General features: G+C 58.4%; 11 protein-coding genes and 4 pseudogenes. 8 read left to right on the top strand and 7 right to left on the bottom strand.

The features are described from left to right. Positions 1–121 precede the first annotated feature (121 nt). Together pyc and EOD29_RS37250 are read left to right on the top strand one after the other, a co-directional pair. A complete protein-coding gene (gene pyc, locus EOD29_RS24470) occupies positions 122–3,592 on the top strand; it encodes a pyruvate carboxylase (protein ID WP_127248151.1) in 3,471 nt (1,156 codons plus the stop codon). A 242-nt stretch (positions 3,593–3,834) separates the two neighbouring features. Next, positions 3,835–4,125 (top strand): annotated as a pseudogene (locus EOD29_RS37250) (aldehyde dehydrogenase family protein); the annotation flags it as partial. Between the two features lie 129 nt (positions 4,126–4,254). Here the strand turns inward: EOD29_RS37250 and EOD29_RS24460 are convergent. Then, positions 4,255–4,713: pseudogene (locus tag EOD29_RS24460) on the bottom strand (transposase); the annotation flags it as partial. Between the two features lie 340 nt (positions 4,714–5,053). Between EOD29_RS24460 and EOD29_RS24455 the strand changes: the two are divergent. Continuing rightward, the gene (locus EOD29_RS24455; protein WP_127248150.1) at positions 5,054–5,944 is read left to right on the top strand and encodes a LysR family transcriptional regulator; all 891 of its coding nucleotides are present in this window, start codon (positions 5,054–5,056) and stop codon (positions 5,942–5,944) included. Positions 5,945–6,456: 512 nt separating this feature from the next. On the opposite strand, the pseudogene EOD29_RS24450 reads toward EOD29_RS24455, so the two are convergent. The 5 genes and pseudogenes from EOD29_RS24450 to EOD29_RS24430 all read right to left on the bottom strand — a co-directional run. After that, a pseudogene (locus tag EOD29_RS24450) lies at positions 6,457–6,729 on the bottom strand (transposase); the annotation flags it as partial. 50 nt (positions 6,730–6,779) lie between these two features. Then, positions 6,780–8,018: a Zn-dependent hydrolase gene (locus EOD29_RS24445; RefSeq protein WP_127248149.1), complete on the bottom strand. Its 1,239-nt coding sequence runs from the start codon at positions 8,016–8,018 to the stop codon at positions 6,780–6,782. Between the two features lie 143 nt (positions 8,019–8,161). Then, entirely contained in the window at positions 8,162–9,337 is a 1,176-nt protein-coding gene (locus EOD29_RS24440) for a Xaa-Pro peptidase family protein (RefSeq protein ID WP_206520491.1), read from the bottom strand. A gap of 41 nt (positions 9,338–9,378) precedes the next feature. Then, positions 9,379–10,668: a diaminopropionate ammonia-lyase gene (locus EOD29_RS24435; RefSeq protein WP_245475408.1), complete on the bottom strand. Its 1,290-nt coding sequence runs from the start codon at positions 10,666–10,668 to the stop codon at positions 9,379–9,381. Continuing rightward, the gene (locus EOD29_RS24430; RefSeq protein ID WP_164763826.1) at positions 10,646–11,290 is read right to left on the bottom strand and encodes an arylmalonate decarboxylase; all 645 of its coding nucleotides are present in this window, start codon (positions 11,288–11,290) and stop codon (positions 10,646–10,648) included. The genes EOD29_RS24435 and EOD29_RS24430 overlap by 23 nt, the downstream gene beginning before the upstream one ends. 772 nt (positions 11,291–12,062) lie before the next feature. Between EOD29_RS24430 and EOD29_RS24425 the strand changes: the two genes are divergently transcribed. From EOD29_RS24425 to EOD29_RS24405, 5 genes are all read left to right on the top strand, one after another. Next, a complete protein-coding gene (locus EOD29_RS24425; RefSeq protein ID WP_348630442.1) occupies positions 12,063–12,317 on the top strand; it encodes a hypothetical protein in 255 nt (84 codons plus the stop codon). A gap of 163 nt (positions 12,318–12,480) precedes the next feature. Beyond that, positions 12,481–13,596 (top strand): tyrosine-type recombinase/integrase, encoded by a 1,116-nt coding sequence (locus EOD29_RS36055; protein WP_281059226.1) that lies wholly within the window; start codon positions 12,481–12,483, stop codon positions 13,594–13,596. Continuing rightward, a complete protein-coding gene (locus tag EOD29_RS37915; RefSeq protein WP_348630440.1) occupies positions 13,527–13,712 on the top strand; it encodes a tyrosine-type recombinase/integrase in 186 nt (61 codons plus the stop codon). Before EOD29_RS36055 ends, EOD29_RS37915 begins: the two co-directional genes overlap by 70 nt. After that, a complete protein-coding gene (locus EOD29_RS37245; protein ID WP_245475407.1) occupies positions 13,709–14,647 on the top strand; it encodes a hypothetical protein in 939 nt (312 codons plus the stop codon). Before EOD29_RS37915 ends, EOD29_RS37245 begins: the two co-directional genes overlap by 4 nt. A gap of 403 nt (positions 14,648–15,050) precedes the next feature. Continuing rightward, a complete protein-coding gene (locus tag EOD29_RS24405; RefSeq protein ID WP_127248146.1) occupies positions 15,051–16,478 on the top strand; it encodes an aldehyde dehydrogenase family protein in 1,428 nt (475 codons plus the stop codon). A 330-nt stretch (positions 16,479–16,808) separates the two neighbouring features. Here the strand turns inward: EOD29_RS24405 and EOD29_RS24395 are convergent. Next, positions 16,809–18,212, bottom strand: a pseudogene (locus EOD29_RS24395) (IS5 family transposase). Positions 18,213–18,319 lie beyond the last annotated feature (107 nt).

Below are 18,319 nucleotides of genomic sequence, written 5' to 3'. Positions count from 1 at the left end.
GTGCAAGCACTATTAGTACCGGCCCTGTGACGAAGTGACGAGAAAACGGCATTAGTCCATGCACTCATGCGTGCACTCGCAACGCAGACGGCATCTTCACGGGCATCCATGGGAGAACTGAGTGCCGATCTCTAAAATCCTTGTCGCCAACCGCTCCGAAATCGCCATCCGCGTCTTCCGCGCGGCCAACGAACTCGGTCTCAAAACCGTGGCGATCTGGGCCGAGGAGGACAAGTACTCGCTGCACCGCTTCAAGGCCGACGAAAGCTATCAGGTCGGGCGCGGCCCGCATCTGACCAGGGATATGGGGCCGATCGAAAGCTATCTGTCGATCGAGGAGGTGATCCGCGTCGCCAGGCTTTCGGGCGCCGATGCCATCCATCCGGGCTATGGGCTGTTGTCGGAAAGCCCTGAATTCGCCGAAGCCTGCGCCAAGGCCGGCATTATTTTCATTGGACCCAAGCCGGACACGATGCGCCGCCTCGGCAACAAGGTCGCGGCGCGCAATCTCGCCATCGAGGTCGGCGTGCCTGTCATTCCCGCCACCGATCCGTTGCCGGACGATATGGCGGCGGTGAAGGCACTCGCCAAGACGATCGGCTATCCGGTGATGCTGAAGGCATCGTGGGGCGGCGGCGGCCGCGGCATGCGCGCCATCCGCTCGGAAGCCGATCTCGCTCGCGAGGTGACGGAGGGCAAGCGCGAAGCGAAAGCCGCCTTCGGCAAGGACGAGGTCTATCTCGAAAAGCTGATCGAGCGCGCCCGTCATGTCGAGGTGCAGGTGCTGGGCGACACGCACGGCAATGCCGTGCACCTGTTCGAGCGCGACTGCTCGATCCAGCGCCGCAACCAGAAGGTGGTGGAGCGCGCGCCGGCGCCGTATCTGGAAATGTCAATGCGCGAAGAGCTTTGCGGTTACGCGCTGAAGATCGCCCGCGAGACGAGCTATATCGGCGCCGGCACGGTTGAGTTCCTGCAGGATGCCGACACCGGCAAATTCTATTTCATCGAGGTCAACCCGCGCATCCAGGTCGAGCATACCGTCACCGAGCAGGTGACCGGCATCGACATCGTCAAGGCGCAGATCCACATCCTCGATGGGTTCGCCATCGGCACGCCGGAATCGGGCGTGCCGGAGCAGAAGGACATCAGGCTCAACGGCCACGCGCTGCAGTGCCGCATCACCACGGAAGACCCCGAGCATAATTTCATTCCCGACTATGGCCGCATCACCGCCTATCGCGGCGCCACCGGTTTCGGCATCCGCCTCGATGGCGGCACCGCCTATTCGGGCGCGGTCATCACCCGCTTTTACGACCCGCTGCTGGAGAAGGTGACGGCCTGGGCGCCGACGCCGGCCGAGACCATCGCCCGGATGAACCGCGCACTGCGCGAATTCCGTATTCGCGGCGTGGCGACCAACCTCACCTTCCTCGAGGCGATCATCAATCACCCGCGTTTCGCCGACAATTCCTACACGACCAAGTTCATCGACACGACGCCGGAACTGTTCGCGAGCGTGAAGCGGCAGGATCGCGCGACCAAGCTGCTCAACTATCTCGCCGATGTCAGCGTCAACGGCCATCCCGAGACGCGCGGCCGGCCGCAGCCGAAGGCCGATGCGGCGGCACCCAAGGTGCCCTATCTCAACGGCAATGTGCCTGATGGCAGCAAGCAGAAGCTCGATGCGCTTGGGCCGGAGAAATTTGCGGCCTGGATGCGCGCACGCAAAGAGGTGCTGGTCACCGACACCACGATGCGCGATGGACATCAATCCTTGCTCGCGACACGCGTGCGCACATATGACATCGCCCACATTGCCGGCACCTATGCGCGCGCACTGCCGCAGCTTTTGTCGCTCGAATGCTGGGGCGGGGCGACCTTCGACGTCGCCATGCGCTTTCTCACCGAAGACCCGTGGGAGCGGCTGGCGCTGGTGCGCGAGGCAGCGCCCAATCTGTTGCTGCAGATGCTTTTGCGCGGCGCCAACGGCGTTGGCTACACCAACTATCCGGACAATGTCGTCCAGCATTTCGTCAAACAGGCAGCAAGCGGCGGCGTCGACCTGTTCCGCGTCTTTGACTGTTTGAACTGGGTCGACAACATGCGCGTCGCCATGGACGCGGTCGGCGCCGAAGGCAAGCTGATCGAAGCAGCGATCTGCTACACCGGCGACATACTCGACCCGGCCCGAGCCAAGTACGACCTCAAATACTACGTCGCGCTGGCCAGGGAGTTGCAGGCGGCCGGCGCCCATATCGTCGCGGTCAAGGACATGGCCGGGCTCTTGAAGCCGAATGCCGCCCGCGCACTGTTCAAGGCGCTGCGCGAGGCGACCGACCTGCCGATCCACTTTCACACGCACGACACGTCAGGCCTGTCGGCGGCGACGGTGCTGGCGGCGGTGGACAGCGGTGTCGACGCCATCGACGCGGCGATGGATGCCCTGTCCGGCAACACCTCGCAGCCTTGCCTGGGCTCGATCGTCGAGGCGCTGAAGGGCACCGAGCGGGATCCGGGCCTCGACCCGCAATGGATCAGGAACATCTCGTTCTACTGGGAGGCGGTGCGCAACCAGTACGCCGCCTTCGAAAGCGACCTGAAGGGACCGGCCTCGGAAGTCTATCTGCACGAAATGCCGGGTGGGCAGTTCACCAACCTCAAGGAGCAGGCGCGCTCGCTCGGGCTGGAGACGCGCTGGCACGAAGTGGCGCAGACCTATCACGACGTCAATCTGATGTTCGGTGACATCGTCAAGGTGACGCCGTCGTCCAAGGTCGTCGGCGACATGGCGCTGATGATGGTGAGCCAGGACCTGACGGTTGCCGATGTCGAAAATCCGGCCAGGGATATCGCCTTCCCGGACTCGGTCGTGTCGATGCTGCGCGGCGACCTCGGCCAGTCGCCCGGCGGCTGGCCGGAGGCACTGCAGAAGAAGGTGCTGAAAGGCGACAAACCGATCACCGTGCGGCCCGGTTCGCTGCTGAAAGCAGCCAATCTCAAGGCCAGCCGCAAGGAGATCGAAGATAAGCTCGAGCGCAAGCTCAGCGAATTCGAATTCGCCTCGTGGCTGATGTACCCGAAGGTCTTCTCCGACTTTACCTCAGCGCAGGAAACCTATGGGCCGGTGAGCGTGCTGCCGACGCCGACCTATTTCTACGGCATGAAGCCGGAGGACGAGATCTTTGTCGACATCGAGAAGGGCAAGACGCTGGTGGTGCGCTGCCTGGCCATCGGCGATGTCGACGAGAAGGGCATGGTCACCGTGTTCTTCGAGCTCAACGGCCAGCCACGCCGGGTGAAGGTTCCGGACCGGGCGCATGGCGCTTCCGCCGCCAAGGCCCGGCGCAAGGCGGAGCCGGGCAACGAGGCGCAAGTCGGCGCGCCGATGCCGGGCGTCGTCTCGGCGCTCGCCGTTGCCGCCGGCCAGGCGGTCAAGGCGGGTGACGTGCTGCTGTCGATCGAGGCGATGAAGATGGAAACGGCGCTGCATGCCGAGCGTGACGGGGTGATCGCCGAAGTGCTGGTCAAGGCCGGCGACCAGATCGATGCCAAGGATCTGCTCGTTGTTTTTGAGGCCGCGCGCCCATGACCTTGGAAGCTCTCGGACTCCCACATGTTCTGTCCGGATCTCCTGACCGGTACAATCGCTTAAGAGCCTTACGGGTTCATCATTGGGAAATGATGGGCCCGGCATCGTCGGCGTCAGGTGGGCCTATCAACCAGCCACAGCAGCAGGCCATGAGGTCACAGTCGTCGAATGGCCAAGGCCAAGTGTCCCTCGGCTACTGTTCGGCATTCCGTTGAAGGCCTGGAAATTGGTGTTGATGGAGCATGCGCCGCTGCTGCGGCAGGCATGAGGAAGACGACGGTTGGACCGTGACGCAGTCCCTGACCAGACAACTCAGAATCCCGAGCTATTTGTCGAACTGGCCGGTGTGCCTGATCGGAACGCGGAGGAAGCCACGCGGCCCTTTTCAGTGTTCAACCCCTCGACAGGCGAGCTGTTGGCTGAGCTTCCAGACATGGGGTGTCCGGGAGGTTTCCACGGCAATAGACAAAGCCCAAGCTGCGCAGGAACCTTGGGCGGCGCTCAGCGCACGCGAGCGCTCCGACATGTTATGGAATGGGACCAACTCCGGCGCGGCGATCAGGATGAGGTCTCCCGGCCACAAAGCGTCTGACGGGCATTCCCCTGCCGTGGTCCCGCCTCCGCCCATGAGCGAAGGATGTGTTTCGCGTGCAGCGACTAGATCAGGTTGCGTGCGCCTCCCTGGCAACAGCCCACATGAAGCCGAGCAACTCGCGCGCTATCGTCGTCCAGACCATTGTCGCCTTCTTGCCTCGTCCGCTCAACATCCGATAGCCGGCCGTCAGTCGGGCCTGCGCCTTACAGGCGATCTCTCTCACCCCTGGCGGCGCCTGCTCCAGACGATACAGCTTCTTCGCGCCGACTCCCGGCGCATGCTATAGGTCCATGCGCTCTCGACCAGCTGGTGATGCCGCCTCGTCTGACTGTCTCTCCGGTCGACCGCGCTCGCTAGGAACAAGGCCAAGATAGCCCATGAGCTGGCGCGGACTTTCGAAACGGCGCACGTCGCCAATCTCGGTGGCAAACGTCACGGCTACGATTTAAATCCACACCACGCATGTCTGCGGCGCCCGCACGATCGGTGCCAGCGACCAGGCTGGAACGAACTCCTCGATCACAGAGCAGTTCCACCCGTCGAGAGTCGAAGCGGGAGCGGTGAAAGCCGGGGAAAAGGTGGCTCTCGAACCGCTCCCGCGCCCTGCCCGGCTTGGGAGGAGGCAAGGGGCGGACAGGAATTGTCGGGAAATTGCCTTTCTCCACGCGCTGCGAAAGGCGCAACGGGCACGGTCCAGGTTCTTGTGTTGTCTTGAAATTTCAAATGACCTAAGATGAAATTTCAGCAACGGTCCATTCTGTCCACCTTACAACGGCGGCCTTAGGTTTATAGGCTCTGGAGGGCGATGCAATTGAAATCGAGGGATGAAGACATGACAAAAACTAAAGAAAGAGGGGGGAGATGAAATGAAACGCAGACTCCCTCCGCTAGGTTGCTTGCGAGCATTTGCAGTCGGTGGCCGCGAGCTGAAGCTTTCTCGGGCAGCCGAAGAGCTAAACGTAACTCCGTCCGCGGTAAGCCATATGATCCGCCGCCTTGAGGATGACCTTAACGTGAAGCTGTTCCGCCGAAATGGCAGAGAGATCGAGCTTACGGATGCCGGCCGGAAGCTCCTCCCTGCCGCTTCAGCCGCCTTTGACCTTTTGCAGAACGCCGTGGACGAACTCGCCAAAGACACCCGTGGCGGAACGCTGACAGTCAGTGCACGACCTTACTTTGCGATGAAGTGGCTTTCGCCCCGCATCGGAAAACTATGGTCTTTCTTACCCGACGCTGAAATTAGGTTGAGGAATACAAACTCAACTATAGATTTCGAATCAGAAGGAGTTGATATTGATATTGACTTGAGGGGTTCATTCGACGATCCAAGGTACGAGGTGTCCTATCTAATGCCGGGCGCGCTAACGCCAATCTGCAGCCCCGACTTAATTAAAGGTGATTCGCCACTCAGGACTCCAGAGGATCTGTGCCGCTGCACGCTTTTGCGAGACACGAAGAATGATTTCTGGCCGGAGTGGCTGGATGCGGTTGGGCTGAGAGATTTGGTGCCTGCCCACAATCTCTACTCTGACAGTACCATTATGCGGGTACAATTGGCTCTATCGGGCCAAGGCATCGAGCTCGGCTGTCTGCCGCTTGTTTCCGACGAAATTGCAGCTGGAAGCCTCGTAGCTCCATTTGATTTTGTGCTGGATTCCTTTGCCTTCTGCCTAGTTAAACCTCTAAATCTAAAGCGGAAACCTTCTGAAAAAGTGGCCGTGCTCACGAAGTGGTTGATTGAGGAAGCGCGTGCGTAGCTCGAGACAAAGACGGTGCGTCCGCCTCAGTGGCTGAGGTGGCTCTAAGCTGTGCGTCTCCGAGGATCGCTCAGCAGGTGGTCCGAGCCGATCCTTGTCACAGGGGGACGAGCCGTTTCAGGGAAGGATGCGCCCGGAATCGATGTCGTGAAGCTGAGAAACCCCGTCGGGATTGCGTAAGCGGGCCCGGGAGGGGGAGATCCCGTTTTCTCGGCGAGATCAACGCCGACGGCTGCGGACGAGCTCCGGGTCTTGCAGCGGATTGTCGGCCGGTTTCGTCGTGTGCCCGCGAGCCTACGGGCTACGGCTTTATCGCCTAAATCCGGTCGTCTCTCGGCCATAAAGGCACCGTGGTCGCGCCCTTGCTGATCCTGAGAAAGCCGGCGATCTGGTGAAGACGAACCTGGGGGAGGCCATCTCCGCGCCCGGCCTCCTTCGCCCAGCCGGGATCAAAATGGATGAGGCAACGCTCGAATCTCGGGGAGCATCGTTACGTGAGGCAATACGAGTTCCTTGCGCAGGATCTCGTTGGCCTGACGCAACTCCTGGTTCTCCCGTCTCAGCGCCTTCAGCTTCTCGGCGACTTGGTTGGGAAGGCCGACGCGCACGCCGCTGTCGACCTCCGCCTTCTTCACCCACTCATTGAGCGTCTGCCCGGTGTCCCCGATCTTCGCGCCGCGATCGAGGACACAGCCGCCCAGTGTGACGAACTCTCGTATTCGAGAACCAAACGTTCCGCGCGGGCGCACTTGGGGAGAAAACCTGTTCGCCGTCTTGCTCGTGATGACTCCACCTTCTCAAGGTTTGGATCCTCCGGCAAACCTGGCGCGGTTCACTATACGTTCTGCCGGGCTAGCGACTCAACAACGTCAAGTAAGATGTTCGCGCCATTGACCAACTCGTTTGATGGAGTGTGTTCTGCGGGGCTATGGCTTATCCCTCCTACACTCGGCACGAAAATCATAGCCGCCGGCGCGACGCGCGATAGCATTTGGGCATCGTGTGCTGCGCCGGAGACTAGCCGAAGTGAAGACAGGCCTCGCTTGCGGGCGGCAATTTCTATCTGTTCGGTGATGGCTTCATCCATTACAGAGGGATGGGTTCGCGCTAAAGGATCTTTTTGCACAGACACGCTGAATTCAGATGAAACTCTGTCAGCAATATCGACTAGCGCGGACTCCAGTTCCTTTAGCCCGGCTTCGTCTGAGCACCGCAAATCTACGGTAAAGATCACACGCGCGGGTATAACGTTGATAGCGCCACGTTCAAAGTGCAAGCTGCCAACCGTGGCTACGGCCTTCGACCCTGCGCGTCGGGCAAAGTCAATTAGATCGGTAGCAATTCGCATCGCAGCATAACCAGCATCCTTTCGAAGATTCATAGGGGTCGTACCCGCGTGGTTGGCGCTACCCTCGACTATTGCACGCCACCACGAAATTCCCGTAATGCCTTCCACCACTCCAATCGATTTACCTGCCGAGTGAAGCACCGGCCCCTGTTCTATGTGAAGCTCAACGTACCTAGAAGGATATCCGAATGGTAAGTCTTCGCCATTTAAGTATCCGATCGCTAGAAGTTCATCCCCCAACCTTCGACCATGAATATCGACCTTATTTAGCGCCTCCTGAACGTCCAGTCCACCCACGTAAACCAACGACCCCATCAGGTCGGGTGTAAACCGAACGCCCTCTTCGTTTGTAAACGCCGCCACGACGATAGGCTTTGAAATTTTTACACCACTTTCTCTAATAGCCTCTAGCACAGACAGACCCGCGAGTACCCCATAACAGCCATCAAGGATACCTGCATCAACTACAGTGTCGATATGTGAGCCGATCATAATCGGCTTTGCTCTCCTGCCTCTCTCCGCAACCATCCAACTAAAGAAGATATTACCGATCTGATCAATGTGGACGTCGAAGCCTGCACATTTAGCCCACGATACAAGAAGGTCTCTCGCAGCTCGGTCTTCCGCCGTAGCAGCTAATCGCGTGAGCCGGCCCTGAGAATCTCGGCCGGTCGACCCCAGCTGTTCTAGGCGACTCAAAAGCTTTTCACCATCAATCGACCGCATTGTAACTACCCAAAAAGGCCGCTGGCACCTAGGTGCTAAGCAGCTTGGTTATCGGCTGACAAAAAGGTTTGCCCTATCTGCGTAGGCACTGTGTGCCGCATCCTCAGCTCGTTCAAAAACCGAGAAGTCAGTGTAATTAATTGCTATCTGATCACGGGCAGCTCTCTTGGCGCTCGCCTGGTTAGCAGACGTGGACCATCTTTCATAACGACGATATTTTCCTCGTGTACGATCATTTTGCCGGGCGCGTACTCCATCCCCGGCTCGATCGTTAAAACCATGTTCTCCCGAATGATCGTCCCATCTCCAACCCTGTGGGATGGTGGTTCAGTCAATTGTAGGCCGAGGCCGTGACCCAGGCGTCCCACATTGTTTCCGATTGCGCCGGCGTCTTGAATAATCTTGGCCATGGCTCTGAACACGTCATCAGTGGTTGCCCCCGGAACCGCTGCTCTAATTCCCGCTTCGGTTGCAATCCACAACGCCTCGTGCACTCTGTGGGCGTCATCCGAGACTTTTCCGACAGCGTAGTTGCGATCGAAGTCGCAGAAATATCCGTCGAAAGTCGAGCCCGTGTCGATGAACAGGATATCGCCTTCTTCAATGATACGGTCGTGCGGGCCACAAACGATTTGTGGAACGCCGCCCGGGCCGGATATTGCTGGCATGAACGGGGTCGCATCAGCTCCTCGTTTCGCAATGTCTATCCGCAGCTTCCGGACCGCTTCCCGCTCAGACTCCCCGATCGAGATCTGAGATGGCAACTGTTCGTAAGCTTCGCTTGCGATTTGGCAAATGAAGTTTATTCGGTCAATTTCCGCGGGTGTCTTGATCATCCGCGTCTCCCAAATCGCGGAAGATCCATCCGCAACGTCAAAGGCAAGGCTGTCTCGCAGTTTCAAAAAGTCTGAAACGGGCATCCGTATGGCCATTTCTCTGCCTAACTCGGCGCCTATTCTGCCAAACCGCTTTGGCAGACTATCAAGCGTAGACTTGAGCAAGGAGATGCCATCATCTTCCGGTACCGGAGCAGGCCATGTGCGAATATCCTTTATCCAAGTCAGCGCCATCTCTGGCGCCCCAATTTCGGGAATGACCGCAATTGGATTACCTCCTAGAGGTACCACCACGAACCATGGCCGAGTTGGGCTCTCCCAGAATTGAGAATCGAAGCCCGTAAAGTAGCGGACGTTGGGGGGCGAGGAAACAAGCAGAGCGTCGAGTTCATGCCGGCGCATGATTTCTTGCGCGCGGCTCGTCCTTGTTTCAAATTCTTCCGCAGAAAAGCCGCGTTTGGGCATAGAAAGTGTAGTATGCACTTCACATCCTTTCGTGAGACTCAGTGAGGTCTTCAAGACGATTATGGTTGCCGCCCTGTAATACCGGGCTCGATCACCTTTTCTGGCGGCAGACCAACTGCCTCTTCATACGAAGCACGGTCGGTTGCAGTCTCAGTGCAGATCAGCAAGATTCGGCTACCGGCATCTAGCTTTAGCTTTTCTCTCGCTGCCGGATCAGACGCGGCGGCTATTAAGCCCGCGAGCCCTGCCGCTCCGCTTTCCCCGCTGATGATCGGGTAATGACCCCCTCTGAAGGCAAGCATTTTCATTGCTTGCCTTGCATCATCTTCCGAAATGATCATGAAGGCGTCAGCGGTTTCCTGAAGCACGCGCCAAGCGACCAGGGATGGCGTGTAGCACTCTAACATGGCCATGATGGTTGGCTCGCGAGCCGCCACAGATGTAAGCTTTCCCGCGATAGCGCTCTCGTAAAGACAGGCAGCTCGGTCAGGCTCAACCACAATGGTCTTTATGTTACCCAGCGCTGCCAATAGATACGCAGAAATGCTGCTAGCAAAGCCACCTACCCCGGCTTGGAGAAACACGTGAGTAGGAGGAGCAACACGCTCGTGTTCGAATTGCTGCAGCGCTTCGTCGGCTAGAATGGTGTATCCTTGCGCGACAAGGGCGGGAATGGTCTCGTAGCCCGGCCACGAAGTATCAGAGACCAGCGTCCAATCTCGCTGTGAGGCCGCCTTCTCTGCTGCTGCTACTGAATCGTCGTAGTTGCCGGGCACTCGCACGATTTCATCAGCTCCGATCGCCTCTGCTCTCTCCGGAGTGACGCCCTCGTGAACAAATATAACAGATCTGCAGCCTAGGATTCGAGCCCCAGCAGCTACCGATTTTCCGTGGTTCCCGTCTGTGGCGCAGCAAAATGTTAAGTTTGCAGCGAGCTTCGCTGCTGGTGGCGAGAGAAGTTCTGGAATTGTAATCTCTCGGCCAAGCCGTGATTCGAGCATTGTGCGAAAGATCGACATAACAGCATAAGCACCGCCGAGTGCTTTGAAGCTACCCATCCCGAGCCGCCGGCCTTCATCCTTTAGCATAACGTTTGCAGTGTTTGTCGCGCGCGCGACTTCCGGCAAGCTATACAAAGGAGTAGGAGAATGATTTTGCCAAAGCGCTAGGTATGGCCGCACCACATTAGGCGATTCCAGCCCGAAGCATTCTCGATCTTGATCTGCCATACGTGCGCGCAACGAGTCGGTATAGAAAAATCTCATACTTATACCATCGGTAGAAAGGTCATAGAGGAAGGACGAGAGATAATAAACTGATACAATGTTACTGGAGAAATAATCGGCCATACCCGCCCAATTTATCAGAAACATTCGCTAACCGTAAGCAATTCCAAAGCATTGCTTGGTTGGAGGTCACGACGGGCTTTCCAACTTGCTCTTCAATTTCAGCGGCGACTTCCGAGGCCCGCAGCGCACTGCAGCTTAAGAAGATTGCCTCGGCGTCAGGGCGGTCGACATGCTTCGCAAACTCGATTAGAAACCGTGGGTCTACATGGGCGATATCGATATCACGAGTGAGCTCTAGTCCGCCGATATTGACGACGTCAACACCACTGCCAGCTAAATAAGCCCGCAAACGGTCATTAATTTCCGGTATATATGGCGTAGCAACAGCGATCTTATTGATGTTGAGCTTTCTGAATGCAGCTAAAACACAACTTATTAAGGTAGTTGGGATCGCACCAGGCATTCCTGCTCTAAGGCATTCAACGATTTGCGCCTCGCCCATGACAATGCTGCCCGACGTACAAGCATAACACAGCACGTCCAACTGGCCGTCGGCAAGCAGCAGCGAGGCCGCCTGGGGAATTTTCGATAGCTGATCCATGAGATTTTCAGCAGTCAATTCATCTGCCATAGCCACGCGCGAGAAGTGAACCCCTATATCCGGAGGGGCAATCTTGATCATTTCGCTTTCCAGTAATGGCTCGGTAGCTAGAATAACGAACCCAATACGTCCACGGCTATGCCTGCCTCGGTCGAAGCGCGGCGCAATTGTTTTTGGTATTTCGTGATGCACAAGAGCCTCCAGCCGAACAAATCCGGGCGTCACTCCGCGCGATAGTCGCGAGAAGGAAAAGCACGCGGACAACCGATTCGCCAAAGCATTAGATCCTGCGTTGTCCGGAACTTTCGTTCCCGTTCAACGACAAAACTGCAAGACGCGATCATGTTAACCGCTTGCCAACGCCCCCGATGTTAGCCGGTTCCAGCGGCGGAACAATTGAAATACACCAGCGCAATATTGAGAGATTTTCAACAAAAGATTTTTTGAAGCGCCGCCCTTCCGCCATTTGGGCGTCTTTGGGGCCTTCGCGTTATCCAGGGCTGCCGAGGAGCTGAACGTCACCACCTCCTCGCCCGGACACGCGAGTCGATGTGCCTGAACGGTTGCGTTGGAAACATGGAAGAGGGAAGCGTCCATGAAAAGATTAGTGGATCGGCCTGGACTTGGCGGAGAGAACGATGCAAATCGATGCAGCCAAGGTTGATGGCGTGGCGGTTCTTCGCCGAAAGGGATATTGCGAAACTGGGGCACCATGTCGTGATCATTGATCGCGCCAATCTATGTGAGCCTTTCGTCAAACGGCAGAAGATGGGATGGTTGCCGCCCTCCCCAGACGGCATCGCAATGTGCCAAGGTCGTGGTGTTCAACGCCACGAGAAGGAGAGGACGGCAAATGAACGATACTATGATCGGGGTGGACCTGGCAAAGAACGTTTTCCAGCTTCACGGCGCGACAATGACGGGGCATCTGAGATTCCGTAAGAAGCTGACGCGGTCACGGTTCCGGCAGTTTATGGCAAGCCAGCCGCCTGCTGTGGTTGTGATGGAAGCATGCGGCAGCGCGAGCTACTGGGCCCGAGAAATGGTCAAGCTTGGCCACGAGGTGAAGCTGATCGCACCTCAATATGTGCGGCCCTTTGTGAAGTAATGCTCACCTCTCCATTCCTTGACTAATCGTCAGATGGCCATAATGCGAAGGAACGCGGTACCGGCGCAGAAAATCCATACACTTCTGCTGTTTGTCGCTGTCTTTGCTCTGCATTATTTTCCAGCGAACCTCTGCGGTCATTCGACCAGCAGAGGAGTTATTGATGTCGAAATCTGAACGAGAACTGATCGCTGAACTCAAAGCCGTACTGAGCAGTCGCCGATACAGTCGGGTGGTGATCGGAAATTACTGCGCCTATGCACAGGAGTTTCTCGATTACTTAATGCATCGAGGAATTCTGGTCGCAGATGTGACCGAAGCCGAGGTAGCGCGATATCTGTGCCATGCAGTCGCCCTATTCCGGAAGCGCCGTGGTCGAAATCCCGGCAAGCGCTGGCACGAAATTCCGCAGGCGGGTATTCACGCTCTGCTGCGGCTTGTGCAGGATCAGTGGCCACCTGCTCCAAAAGTAACCTGCGCCGCCGACGCACTGCGGTTTGCGGTCTGCAACGAATACGAAACCTGGCTTCGCGAGGAGCGTGGTCTTTCTCGGGCCAGCATCGACGCGTTCTTGTGGGAGGCCAGACACTTCCTGGGCTGGCAACTGGAACGATGCGGAGCCGAAGGCCTCATGGAAGTGAGCGTCGGCGACATCGACCGCTATATGGATATGCGTGCCTCGAAACTGACGCGCAGTTCGCTGAAATGTGCAGCGGAGCGGCTTCGCTCACTGCTGCGTTATCTCCATCGGACAAGGCACATTGGAACGGACCTGTCGCCGCATGTCCTGGCGCCGCGGCTTTACGCCTATGAAGGGGTGCCCTCCATTTTGGAGCGAGACCAAATCGCAGCGGTACTGGCAAGTGCGAGCATGGATAAAACGCCGGCCGGCTTGCGGGACCATGCGATATTACAACTGCTCGCCACCTATGGACTGCGATCAGGAGAAATCCGCAACATGCGGATTGAGGATATCGATTGGCGGACCGAAGCCATTCGTGTCCGTCACAGCAAAACGCAAGCCTACACGTACCTTCCCTTGACGGAGCCGGTTGGCGAAGCAATCCTTGCTTATCTGCGTTCCGGACGGCCCGCGACAGATGCGAGAGAACTCTTCGTTCGCACGCGTGCACCCTATCGCAAGCTCGACAAGCTATACAGCATGGTTCGACGGCGGCTACGTGACGCTTGCGTCAAACCCCGGGGCAAGTGTGGACCTCTATCTTCCGCCACGCGCGCGCGACCGAATTGTTGCGCGCCGCAGTGCCACGAAAGATAATCGGCGATTTGTTGGGGCATCGATCGATTGCGTCGACAGCTCCCTACCTCAAGCTTGCGACCGAGGATCTCAGGGCCATCGCTCTTGATTTGCCTGGAACGGAGGTGTCGGCATGACCGTCCGTTGGCCCGATCCCGATCGCGCGTACATTGGCCGCTATGTCGCGAGCCTTGATGTGCGCAATATCAAAAGCCGGACTTGTTACCGTCAAGTCCTGCATAGCTTCCAGGACGTTGTCGAACGTCACGAGGCACTCGACCAACAGGTGCTACTGGCCTGGTTGCGGCAGTCGTCTGACCGTTGGGCTGCGACGACACTGCTACATCGGACCCGCATCATCGATCGGTTTCTCGACCACCTCCTGGAAACGGCTGCGATTGACCACAATCCCGTCGAAGCGCTGCGTGAGGCATGCCACATCAAACAGTGCATGCCAGTCTGGCGCGCATTGATATCGTGTGATCCAGAACAGGCTCTTGCCCAACTGCGTCAGCCCAAACCGTTCGGCAGTGTGCTGGGCGAGATCATGGCTGAGCATGTCACGAAGATGCGCCGCAGGGGATACAAGTATACTTCGCAACCCGTGTTGTTCTTGCAGTTTGACCGGTTCCTGCAGCTGAACCCGCAACTGGAAACCGAGCCCCTGAGCGTGATGATCGATCAATGGGCGGCAACAAAGGGCACGCGCAACCATGCGGGATCAGGAAAACCAGACATCATTCGCGAGCTTGAAAGCTCTTGCAGAAGATTTGGACCCGATCCGCAGATCACCATACCGGCCCGCGGCTTCTTGAAAGGTCGCAACGAAAGGCCTGAGAGAAGAACGCACTCGATCACCGGGCACATCAGGTTGGAAGGCTTCTTGCATCGAGGGCGGCAACCAGAGAAGAATGATGCTGCCGACGTGGAGGCCATCTGCGAAGCGGCTCTTCGTGCAGCGCGACAAACAAGAGACGAACAGGTTCGGCCGCCGGGGCCGCTTTGCGGTTTGACTACTACGTTGGGTTCTTCGAATAGCGGAGAACTACCTTTGTGTGAGACTGTCACGTAACCAATAATCAAATCGCTTTATCATGAAGCTGCGACAAGAGCACAGGGATATGGTCGCTCCTGTCCAGGGTGGCAGATCGATAACAACATCACGCTCGATCGACTGGGCTCTTTCGAATTCAGTACGTCCGTGCCGGCAATACTCCTACCGCGCCCTGTTTTGCTATGATTAAAAACGTATCTCCCAGATCGCTGCTGATCGCGATGGCACTTTCCGTCCGTCAGAATGTTGCCCACCCGCCCCACCATGGCTCGGCTTCCACAATGGCATGCCCATGGAGGATGTCTTCTCATTTACTGCAAGCCGAGGCGATGCATGAGTGATGCTCAAGTGCTGCTGACAAGTTTGCAATTTTGTTTCGGAAGGTTTGGTTCTACTGCCGTGTTGCAACTGGGAGTGCGTTATGAGAAATCACCTGAAATTCTACGTCAATGGCGAATGGGTCAACCCGATGGTGCCGGCGACGCTGGATGTGATCGACCCGTCCACCGAAGAGGCTTACACCAAGATATCCGTCGGCTCCAAGGCTGATGTCGACAAGGCGGTCGCGGCGGCCAAGGCGGCTTTCCCGTCCTTTTCGCAGACCAGCAAGGCCGGGCGCCTGAAGCTCTTGAAGCGCATCCTCGAAGTCTACAACGAGCGCTTCGAGGACATCGCCCAGGCGGTCAGCCAGGAAATGGGCGCGCCGATCAGGTGGGCGCGCGAGGTGCAGGCCTGGGCGGGCAGGGCGCATATGGAAGCTACCATCAAGGCGCTTGAGGATTACGAATTCAGCGAGAAGCGCGGCAACACCATGGTGGTCAAGGAGCCGATCGGCGTCTGCGCGCTGATTACACCGTGGAACTGGCCGCTCAACCAGATCGTCTGCAAGGTGGCACCGGCGATCGCCGCCGGCTGCACGGTCGTGCTCAAGCCCTCCGAGATCGCGCCGATCAGCGCCATCGTCTTTTCCGAGGTGATGGACGCCGCCGGCACGCCGAAGGGCGTCTACAATATGGTGAATGGCACCGGTCCGGATGTCGGCCAGGTCATGGCTGGCCATCCCGACGTCGACATGGTCTCGTTCACCGGGTCGACCCGTGCCGGCATCATCGTCGCGAAGACGGCCGCCGAGACGGTCAAGCGCGTCGCGCAGGAGCTGGGCGGCAAGTCGGCCAACATCGTGCTGCCAGATGCCGATTTCGAGACGGCGGTACGCAAGGGTGTCGAAGGCTGCTTCGGCAACAGCGGCCAGTCCTGCGATGCGCCGACCCGCATGCTGGTGCCGGCCGCCCGCCACGACGAAGCCCTGACCATCGCCAAAAAGGCGGCCGAAGCGCACAAGGTCGGCGACCCGCGCTCGGAAGAGACCCAGCTCGGGCCGGTGGTCAGCAACATCCAGTTCGACAAGATCCAACGGCTGATCGAGGCCGGTATCGCCGAGGGCGCAACGCTGGTCACCGGCGGCCCCGGCCGGCCAGAGCACCTCAACCGTGGCTATTATGTGCGGCCGACCGTTTTCGGCCACGTCAGGCCCGGCATGACCATCGAGAAGGAGGAGATTTTCGGGCCGGTTCTGTCGATCATCTCCTACGAGGACGATGATGATGCGGTGAAGATCGCCAATGACACCGTCTATGGCCTGGCTGCCTATGTGCAGTCCGGGGATATCGACCACGCGCGCAAGATTGCCGGCCGGCTGCGCGCCGGGCAGGTGTCGATCAACTATCCGGAATGGGACACGTTCGCGCCCTTCGGCGGCTACAAGCAGTCCGGCAACGGCCGCGAATACGCCGACTGGGCGATCCATGATTTCCTCGAGATCAAGGGCATCATCGGCCACGGTGATTAATTGTATAGAAGTTGCGTGCTTACCTATCATGAGTGTCGCGGAAACCTCTGCAGTTGCGTTGGTGAATGGCAACGCAATGCCGTAGCTGAGGCCGGGCCACGATCGCGTGTGCGCGGGTAAGCCCCTATATCGCCCGCCCTAGGCGCGGGATCCGGCCGATGCGCTCGGCCTCGCGCGTCTCGGCCTGCTTGAGCTGACCTGCAGGCGGGCGATTTCTTCACGTATCTTCGATGACGGCTTCTTCATTCCGGTCGCGTCTCCTTAGAAGTCTTGTGGCGTTTGTTTCGCCGGAAGACTTCCTAAAAAGTCGACCGTGAACAATCTTGACCGCTAAGCGGCAAGCTGCTTCGGCCGGTTCAGGAACGCGGCGATCAAGAGCCACAAAAATTGCTTCAGCCACCTGAGCAGGAGGGAGAAGTTATAGCCGGCTGCGGCCAGGATGGCATTGATCGCATCGCCTTGGGTGTGAGCAAGGTAATTGCAGCCCATTCTGTGTTCGTTCTTGATGTGGCCGATCACCGGCTCGACGGCCGATCGCCGCCGCATCTGGCGCTTGATGGCTGGGGTGACACGGCGTTTCTGGCCGCTGGTGAAGACCCTGAACTTGTGGCTCTCCGGTGCATTGTGACCGCGATAGCCGGCGTCGGCGAGGACGCGGCTGATCTCGTTGCCGATGGTCTTTTCCATGTCAGGGATGATCGCTGCGAGCGTGTGGCCGTCATAGGGATTGTCGGGCAGCGCTTTTGCATGCAGGGCGAACTGGCCACCCTTTGAGCGCTTCAGCGTGGTGGCCACCGACACCTTCACCCCGAACTCGTAGGGCGCATGCGCCTTGCCCTTGCCGATGCATTCCACCTCGTGCGCGTGCAGGCTGTAGATTTTGCGGCCGCGCTGGCGCTGACGCTGCTCGAGAACGGTGGCGGCCTGGTAGAGCGACCATTTGAAGAGCGCGTCCAGTTGCGTATCGCCGGCGATCTAGCGGGAGATGTCGCGAATGGTCCGGCCGAGATAGGTCTTGAGCCTGCGCAGCGCTGAACTGCTTGGCGTGCGCATAGCGCTGGTGCTTGATCAGCGCCAGCTTGCCGACCCGCACATAGGTCTGGCGCAAATCCAGTCCCGCCCGTTTGGCCAGCCGCACCAGCCGTTCGCGGGCCCGGTGGATGAGCTTGGCGTCGGTCGGGAACATCACGTTCTTCGGCTGCACGGTCGTGTCCACGATCACTTGGCGCGTGTCGGTCGGCTTCATCGCCCCGGTCTTGACCGCAATACTGAGGCTTTCCTGCAAAAGCGCGACGATCCGCTCCTCGCCAATGCGGCTGCGCCAGCGCGTCATCGACGAGCGGTCGAAGGGCAGCGCGTGGCGGAAGTGCGTGTTTCGGTAATTCACTCCACCCTTTTCGCTAAATCCCTGTCCGGCTTTTGCGAAATGCGCAGGAAGAACTCCTCGCCGCACAGATACTGGAAGTAGGGGTTCTCCACCCAGCGCTCGCACAGCGCCTCGTCTGATAGGTTGAAGGTGTGCTTGAGGATCGCCAGCCCCGCCATCAGCCGGGTCGGCAGCGGCGGCATGCGGGGACCGTCCGAGTAGACCGCGCCGAAACGCTCCTCCAGCACCGGCCAGTCGATCGCCTGCGCCAGGCGCACCAGCTCGTGCTTCATGTTGATGAAATGATCGAGCCTGGAGCGGAAAAGATCCTGTTCTCCCGTCTCGCGCTTCTCGCGTGGTCTGCCCATCGCCTGGCTCCCGATTCACTGCGATGAAAGCAGTGAATCACGCTTCGCCAGGCGGCGAAATCGCAACTGGAATTGCAAGAAAACTATCTCACAAACTGGCCGTTACC

Source organism: Mesorhizobium sp. M1A.T.Ca.IN.004.03.1.1, from assembly GCF_003997555.1.
In the GTDB taxonomy this organism is placed as follows: domain Bacteria; phylum Pseudomonadota; class Alphaproteobacteria; order Rhizobiales; family Rhizobiaceae; genus Mesorhizobium.
This window is presented reverse-complemented; position numbering and strand designations above follow the sequence as displayed.

Excerpts from the sequence above, each read along its gene's own strand:
- EOD29_RS24455 (WP_127248150.1), top strand. The coding sequence starts at position 5,054 with ATGAAACGCAGACTCCCTCCGCTAGGTTGCTTGCGAGCATTTGCAGTC.
- EOD29_RS24445 (WP_127248149.1), bottom strand. The coding sequence starts at position 8,018 with ATGCGGTCGATTGATGGTGAAAAGCTTTTGAGTCGCCTAGAACAGCTG.
- EOD29_RS24435 (WP_245475408.1), bottom strand. The coding sequence starts at position 10,668 with ATGGCCGATTATTTCTCCAGTAACATTGTATCAGTTTATTATCTCTCG.
- EOD29_RS24430 (WP_164763826.1), bottom strand. The coding sequence starts at position 11,290 with ATGATCAAGATTGCCCCTCCGGATATAGGGGTTCACTTCTCGCGCGTG.
- EOD29_RS24425 (WP_348630442.1), top strand. The coding sequence starts at position 12,063 with ATGAACGATACTATGATCGGGGTGGACCTGGCAAAGAACGTTTTCCAG.
- EOD29_RS36055 (WP_281059226.1), top strand. The coding sequence starts at position 12,481 with ATGTCGAAATCTGAACGAGAACTGATCGCTGAACTCAAAGCCGTACTG.
- EOD29_RS37245 (WP_245475407.1), top strand. The coding sequence starts at position 13,709 with ATGACCGTCCGTTGGCCCGATCCCGATCGCGCGTACATTGGCCGCTAT.
- EOD29_RS24405 (WP_127248146.1), top strand. The coding sequence starts at position 15,051 with ATGAGAAATCACCTGAAATTCTACGTCAATGGCGAATGGGTCAACCCG.